Here is an 8,198-nt window from a genome sequence, read left to right on the forward strand (position 1 = left end):
TACAGACCACCTTTATGAAGCTCTGGCAATACCGCCAGTCTCTTTCCGAAAACTATAACCTCGATCAGCACCTGTTTAGTATTGCCCGTACCGTTTTTGTAGATTATTTGCGGTCAAAGTCCAAACAGTCGAAAGTGGCTGCCACGGCAGATGCTACAGAACCGGAAGTGCTGCCGGCTATGGTAGAAGAGCGCAGCCTGGAACAGGCATTGTCGCAAATGCCCGCTATGCGGAAGGAAGTGTTTGTGAAGCATCGGCTGCAGGGATACTCGTATAAAGAGGTGGCGGAGCAGCTATCCATCTCCATAAAATCAGTAGATAACCACCTGGCTAAAGCCATCAAACAACTCAAAAAGATTTTTTTCTTTTTGGTTCTCCTCGTGTGGATCCTGTGCTGACGGGCATCTTGTCTTTATTTGAAAAATATTTTTTGCGGGCGAAGGAGTTTTACCCTTTGTCGCGTATTTATTATTAACGGGCCATTTTTTAGTAATGAACATATCAAAAGAATTAATAGAAAAATTTTTTGACAAGCGCTGTACTGAAACAGAGGCGAAGGAAGTAAGCGAATTACTAAAAAATAATCCGTCATTACTGAATGAATACCTGAGTGAAGACGAGTGGAATGCAATAGTGGCGGGCAAAGAAATGCCGGAAGCATTCTGGGACGAGGCCTGGCAACAAATTCAGGAAGATAAACCGAAGGGCAGGAGTGCCGTGATGGTGTTAAAAAGAGTGGCCGTAGCAGCTGCAGTAGTGTTGTTGCTGGGCGCAGGATATTATACCTGGAAAGGAACAGGCAACAGGGAGATCCCGCAGCTGGCGGCGGCGCCACGAAAGGTGATCAGTAATACCACGCAACAATTGATGCAACTTGTTTTACCAGACAGCTCACGGGTGGAGTTATCGCCCGCGTCAGAACTAAGCTATGACGAGCCTTTCGGAAAAGCACAGCGGAACATCGTCCTGAAAGGGGAAGCCTTGTTTACGGTAGTGAAAAATGACCGGCAGCCATTTACCGTTTATAGCAATGCCCTGGCCACAACGGCGCTGGGGACCACTTTTAGGGTGCTTTCCTACGAAACAGATAATACCATTAAAGTGCAGCTGATCGAAGGAAAGGTAGTGGTAAAAGCGGCCGACAGTGCACAGGTGAAACTGGATAAGGATTATTTTTTGACGCCGGGAGAATCATTATTGTATAATAAAGCGCGTATGACCGCCAGTCTTATACATGCACCAATGCCATCAAAAGATAAACACTGGCACGAATCCGGCGAGGCAGTAGGCAACTGGTATATGTTTAGCAAAGCACCACTGGCAGCGGTATTTGATCAGTTGTCTGATATGTATGGTGTGCCGGTAAATTATAACAAAGCCGACCTGGAGGACTTGTATTTCATTGGGAAATTTGATAAAACAGATTCATTAAAGAACATATTACAAACAATAGGGCAGCTAAATAATCTAACCGTAGAACAAATGAAAAATGGCGGCTACGTTATAAAAAAGTAATTCCACAGTTTTAATATGCTGGCAGCCCGACGGGGCCGCTGATCAGCATCTGGTGAACGATGATTTATTCCTGAAAAACAAACAACATGATGTCAAAAATGACTATTTGCCTCCCGGGCAAATTGCGGCACTATGCATGCCTGTTAATAGTGGCATGCCTGCTATGTAGTTCCATCGCAACTTTTGCGCAAACCAGAAGCCTTGTGAAAGGACTGGTAAAAGATGAAAAAGGAGAAGTATTAATTGGCGCTACCGTGTTGGCAAAAAATGAAAAGACAGGCTTCTCTGCCGGCGTGCAAACAGATCTGCAGGGTATCTTCCTTTTCAATAATTTACCGGAAGAAGGCACTTACAGCTTTACCATTTCAATGATCAGTTATGAATCACAAACAGTTTCCGGTTTTACTGTTAAAAAAGGGGAAACAATTTCGGTAGCGATCAAGTTGAAGAACAGTTCCACACAGTTGAATGATGTAGTAGTAATTGGCTATGGTGCGGTAAAACAGAAAAACATTACCGGTGCAATTTCCTCTGTGAAGGCAGCGGATCTGAATATGAGTGTGGCGTCGAGCTTCCAGCAATCGCTGCAGGGTAAAGCACCCGGCGTACAGGTTATTCAAAGTACCGGACAACCCGGAGGAAACGCAGGCGTTCAGCTAAGAAGTAATCCTTCTTACGCCAATGCAGGCGTATTGTATGTAATAGACGGCGTACCGGTAGATGGAGAACCGGTAACAGATGGTCCTGCTGCACTTACCGGCGCCAAATACGGCACGGGTGGTGTAGTGCAATCTCCGCTTAACTTTATTAACCCCAACGATATTGAATCGATAGAATTTTTGAAAGACGCCAGCTCCGCCGCTATCTACGGTGCGAGAGCCGGCGCCGGAGTGGTACTGGTAACCACCAAGAGAGGAAAGACCGGCAAACCTTCTATTCAGTATACCGGCAGCTATGGGGTACAACAGGCGGCTAAAATGTATGAAGTCCTTGGTACCAAAGACTACATGGAACAGCGCAATTTGCTGCATGAGGAAGTATGGATGAAAAATAATAAAGTGGCCCCTTACTATGGCACCGTAAACGCCGGTGATGTGGCTACTCCCTATAAGCCAATCTTTAGTCAGCAGCAAATAGATACTACACCTGCATATGGCAGCGCCATGGATGCGATTACACGCTCCGGATTTACCCAACAACATAATGTTTCTATGTCGGGAGGTAACGGTAAAACGTCCTACTTCGTGTCAGGAAATTATTTTGACCAGAATGGTGTTTTGTTGAATTCCGGCTTTAAAAGATATAATGGCAGAATTAACCTGGATCAGGTCATTTCTGATAAAATAAAAGTGGGTGTAAATGTGATTGCCTCTAACGCGATAGCAGATAATACTGTTACTGGTGGCCTGTTTGAAAACGGCGGTATGGTAACCGCCGCCATGTACTACCCGGCTAATTTACCCCTGCGCGCAGCCGATGGCAGTTACCCTTCCAATCCGATGTATAAACCTATTCCCAATCCGGTATCTTATGAAACAATTACAGATCAGACAAAGACCCAGCGCTTGCTGACAAATGCTTATGGTAGTTGGGAAATCGTTAAAGGATTAACCGCCAAAGCTAATTTTAGCTACGATCAGTCTAACGCGAAAAGGAATAATTACCTGCCCACTACTTTTTATTACGGTGCTACGGTAGATGGTATGGGAAGCGTTACCAGTAGTTCTTCTGCTAATAAATTACTGGAGTATACCCTGAATTATAATCATGTCATCAACAAAAGACAATCCATTAATGCATTAGCAGGTTACTCTTACCAGGTGGCCGATATGGAAGGGCTCAATGCCGCTAATCAGAAATTTGTATCCGATGCATTTTCCTGGTATAATCTGGGGGCGGGCCAGGGCGTGAAACCAACGGTAGGCTCTTATAAAACACAGGATACCTGGGCTTCTTATTTTGCCCGGGCCATCTATCAGCTGGATGATAAATACACCGTATCTGCCTCTATCCGCAGAGACGGCGCCTCCCGTTTTGCAGAAAATAAAAAATGGGGTTACTTCCCGGCGGTATCCGCCAGCTGGCTGGTGTCGGAAGAACATTTCCTGAAGAATAATAAATTCATCGACTTCCTGAAACTAAGGGCCGGCTACGGAGAAACCGGTAATAGTAAATTCCCGGCCACCGCATTTGAAGTCTATGGTCCCAATGTGAATCCATGGTTTGGCAGCACTGCCGCTTCTTCCACCGGTATTTTCCTGAACCAGGCCGCAAACCCTAACCTGACCTGGGAAACAGCCGGTGAGTTCAATGCAGGTATCGATTTTGGTATCCTGCGCAGCCGGTTAACGGGATCTGTTGATTATTTCAATAAAAATATCCGTAACCTGATTTCCTGGATTCCCTTTCCGGCCGACTTTATCGTAGGCGGCGTATATGGTAACTCAGGCACCACGAAATCTACCGGTTATGAAATAGGGTTGCAATCCAGGAATATCGTTGCCGGCAAAACAGGCGGCTTTAGCTGGTCTTCCAATCTCACTTTTTCACACTATCTCAACTACTGGGTGAAACGCTCGCCTGAAGCATTGTCTACTCTCAACAGATGGGTAGAAGCCACCGGAAAGAATGCCGTATTTAACGGCGCTTACGGATACGAGGCAGACGGTATCTTCAAAGGACAATATGGTACAGCACCGGCTACTATGCCCGGTATGTTGCCGGGTGGACTGATCATCAAAGACACACATGGCTTTGATGACAAAGGTAACCTGTCAGGCCCCGACGGCGCGATTACAGCCGCAGACCAGACATTACTGGCTAACCTCGATCCAAAGTTCAACTTCGGCATCGGCAATACCTTTACCTATAAAAATTTCGACCTCAATATTTTCTTCTCCGGTATGGTGAAGAAAGCCTGGAGTCCCTATTCCAGCCAGTTTTACAGAATAGCCAACCTGCAGGCAAACATGGAAACATTTGGTTGGAATACGATGCCGGTGAGCAAAGAGCGGTGGACTTTCCAGCATCCACAGGGAAATTTCCCGACCGGTTTATCGGACGATAACTATGCCGGCTACCAGAATAATTCCAGCTACTTCCTGGTCAATGCCAGCTTCCTGCGTTGCAGAAATATTACGTTGGGATATACTTTCCCGGCAGCATTCTTCCAATCGCAACATACGGTATCAGGATTAAGACTGTCGCTGGATGTACAGAATCCATTTACGATTACCAGCTATCCCGGACTGGACCCGGAACTGGGCCTCAACAACTTTTATCCGTTGAGCAGAAGCGTAGTATTTGGCGTAAACGTAACCTTATAATCATCTGAAAAAAAATATTATGAATTTAATACAATCCGGTAGGATGAAAAACTGGTGTAAACTGGCAGTAGTGACAGGTATGATGGGCGTTTTCTTTTCCTGTGAAAAAGGACTGGAAAATAACTCTTACGGAAATTTGTCGGGCGATAACTTTTTCAAAACAGCAAGAGATGCGAAAGCCGCTACCGACGCTATGTACACAGGTATGGTAGAAGGGAGTTCCTACTCCGCAGGATGGGGGGCTGCCAACGGCTCTTTTACCGCACAGGCCGCACAGACCACCGATGAAATGGTCTGCAACTGGGATGATGGCGGTAACTGGGTGCGACTGAATATGTTGAATTTTACACCCGACTTTACGATCGTAACAGATCACTATAGTAAGCTGATGAAATTTATTTCACAGATCACGGTCAATATTTCCAGGGTACAGCCCATCGACATGGATGCTACCCTGAAGGCCAGGTATATTGGAGAGATGAAGGCATTGCGGGCCTATTACTCCCAGATCTTATACTTATATTACGGTCCGGTACCGGTGAGGCTCGATCCTGCGCTGATCAACGACCAGTCGGCTCCTCCCATTCCCCGTCCTTCCAAAGAAGAGATGGTGAATATGATCATAAAGGATTTTACAGAAGCCATTGCCGTATTGCCGGATAAATTTGAGAAAGAAGACTATGGCCGTTTTTCAAAAGCTGCCTGTTATACCAGTTTGCTAAAACTATACATGCAGGAAAAAAGATGGGCAGATGCCATTGCAGCCGGTGAAATAGTGAAGGGCATGGGTTTTAGTCTCATCAGCGACTACGCAGATAATTTCGATCAGAATGCTAAAACCGGCAACTCAGAAATTATTCTGCCATTGGTATGTTCTTCCAGCGGAGATCCTTACACCAATATGTGGCTGGCGCATGCGTTGCCGGGTGATTATTATGATTCTACCGGTATAACGTTAACGGCCTGGGGTGGCTACCGGATGCCCTGGAAAACGTATGATAAATTTGATAAGAAGGATAACCGGCTTCGGGTATTGCTGCAAACATATCCCACAGGAAAAGATGCCAGCGGTCAACTCATTTATGTAGATGCAAGGGCCAGAGGAGATAAAGGGGCGGTACCCGTGAAATACGGCCCTGATCCCACCAAAGCAGATGCTACCAATAGCAGTATCAATTATACCATATTCAGGTACGCAGACGTGGAATTGTTACTCGCGGAGGCAATCAACGAACAAAATGGCGCTCCTAACAGTGAAGCCTACACGCTGCTGAATGAGGTGCACCAACGCGCCGGCTTGACGCCTTTTATAGCGGGCAGCATGAACCAGGCACAATTCAGAACAGCCATTCAGAACGAGCGGTTATTTGAACTATGGGGAGAAGGTGTACGCCGCGATGACCTCATCAGATGGGGACTGTATATCAGTCGCGCCAAGGCAGATGGATCTACCTTTGCCAATGATGATAAAATTTTATACCCCATTCCAAGAAGTGTGGTAAACCAAAGTAATGGCGTGATCAAACAAAATCACGGATATAATTAATGGTATGAAAAGATTATTAAGTGCCGGGATATGGTTGCTGACCATCGGTCAGTTAAAGGCACAGTCGCTGCAGCTGCATAATGAAAACTGGCAGGCCGCCGTGAATAAAAACGGTACGCTGCAATCCTTACTGGTAAAGGATGGCTCCCTGTGGGACAGTATTCCGATGATGACGGATACCTTGCAGGGAGTATCCTGGTATTATGTAAAAGACAAACAATCGTTTCCCGTAACGCTGCAACAAACCAGGGCATTTTCTTACAGTGGCCAGATCAATGAGGTGGACGTTACCTTACAATATGCGTTAAAAGATCGATCATTTGTGATCACCGCTACTGCTACCAATCATGGTAGCAGTAGCTTTCAGCCGGAGAAGCTGGGACTGCATATTGGCATCAGCAATTACATGGCAGGCTATCCGCAATGGAATAAAGTATACTTTCCCACTATGCTCAGATGTGAAAAAACACATTTCGGCGGGTACCTGTCTACGCCTGCCAACAAGCTGTTGCTGATCGCATCGCCCGATCCTATTGCTTCCTGGAGTATTAACTACAACTTTGGCTATGGTCCGAAAAACGCTTTTTTCTGGGGGCACCGCATCTATACTTTCAACCTGGACCTGCTCAATGCACAGCCGTTGCCGGCCAGACATCCGCAGCAACAATCGGCGCTGAAGCCCGGTGAATCCCGCACCTGGACGATTCGTTTACAACAAACCGATCGACTGGACCAGGTAGAAAAGGAGCTGGCACAGTTAACACAGGCGCCGGCTTTCGATATGCCGCGAACAACTCAGGAAGCGCAACAACCCTTTAACTTTACGCTATATGGGCAGCAACTGCAATCCCTCACGGTGACTACGCCAACAGGAAAAAAGCAGCCCTTGTACATCGCCGCTAACAATACTTACCTGCCGGCAGATGGCCCCGGCGTATATACGCTGACGGCTGTTAATACTACCGGTAAATCCACAGAAGCCATGATCAGCGTGCGGAAGCCCTGGAGCTGGTACCTGCAGCAAGCCAGGGCAGGCGCACTGAAATATACACAGAAGGCCAGCTGGAATTGTGAAAACTGGTATGGCTTTTACTCCGCCTACCTGGCACAGGAATACTTCCCGGACAAGCGGCTGCAGCAACAAACAGATGAAAGGTTTCACAAAGTGATGCAGCTGATGTATGATAAAAACTGGCAGCCTACTGAAAATAAACATCGTATACAAAACCATACTACCACCATTGGTATTTTGGTAGATAAATACAAATCAGCGAACACCATCGCCGACCTGGCCGCTGCCGCTACGCTGGCCGACTGGATCATTGAACATGCACAGAGTCCGGATGGGGCTTACCGTAACGGACATACGCACTATACCAGTGTGATCTATGTAGCTAAAAGCATCATGGAGCTGATGGCGGAAGAAAAGAAACTGCAATCAGATCCAATATGGGCTAAGCGCTACCAACGGCATTACGCCTCGGTAAAACGTGCTATAGATCAACTCATGGGCGGTATTACCGGTCTTGATACAGAAGGTGAAATGACCCTGGAAGATGGTATGATTTCCTGCACCGCGCTGCAAATAGGTGCTTTCGCCTTGCTACAGGACAAAGAAGCTGATCGTAAAAGATACACTGACTCCATGCTGTATTTCCTGGATATGCATAATTGTCTGACCCAGCTGGTGAAACCCGATAGCCGCCAGCGGGGCGGTACACTGCGTTTCTGGGAAGCACAGTATGATGTGCTGCTGGCCAATAATATGTTCAGCTCACCACACGGATGGACTGCCTGGAAAGCATATGCTA

5 protein-coding genes are annotated in these 8,198 nt (G+C 46.7%); all 5 read left to right on the forward strand.

What is annotated here, in order from left to right; genetic code table 11:
• A partial coding sequence (locus VIP81_RS21735; RefSeq protein ID WP_331966246.1) for a sigma-70 family RNA polymerase sigma factor occupies positions 1–398 on the forward strand: 398 nt, incomplete at its 5' end.
• Positions 399–492: 94 nt separating this feature from the next.
• Positions 493–1,515: a FecR family protein gene (locus tag VIP81_RS21740; protein ID WP_331966249.1), complete on the forward strand. Its 1,023-nt coding sequence runs from the start codon at positions 493–495 to the stop codon at positions 1,513–1,515.
• A gap of 86 nt (positions 1,516–1,601) precedes the next feature.
• Positions 1,602–4,841, forward strand: a complete 3,240-nt coding sequence (locus VIP81_RS21745; RefSeq protein WP_331966252.1) for a TonB-dependent receptor — start codon at positions 1,602–1,604, stop codon at positions 4,839–4,841.
• A gap of 19 nt (positions 4,842–4,860) precedes the next feature.
• Positions 4,861–6,387, forward strand: coding sequence for a RagB/SusD family nutrient uptake outer membrane protein (locus VIP81_RS21750; protein ID WP_331966255.1), 1,527 nt, complete (start codon positions 4,861–4,863; stop codon positions 6,385–6,387).
• 4 nt (positions 6,388–6,391) lie between these two features.
• Positions 6,392–8,198 (forward strand): hypothetical protein (locus VIP81_RS21755; protein WP_331966257.1); only part of this gene is annotated, 1,807 nt, incomplete at its 3' end.

It is taken from the genome of Chitinophaga sp., assembly GCF_036566945.1.
In the GTDB taxonomy this organism is placed as follows: domain Bacteria; phylum Bacteroidota; class Bacteroidia; order Chitinophagales; family Chitinophagaceae; genus Chitinophaga.

Bases quoted from the DNA above. Each gene is read 5' to 3' on its own strand.
- VIP81_RS21740 (WP_331966249.1), top strand. From the start codon at position 493: ATGAACATATCAAAAGAATTAATAGAAAAATTTTTTGACAAGCGCTGT.
- VIP81_RS21745 (WP_331966252.1), top strand. From the start codon at position 1,602: ATGATGTCAAAAATGACTATTTGCCTCCCGGGCAAATTGCGGCACTAT.
- VIP81_RS21750 (WP_331966255.1), top strand. From the start codon at position 4,861: ATGAATTTAATACAATCCGGTAGGATGAAAAACTGGTGTAAACTGGCA.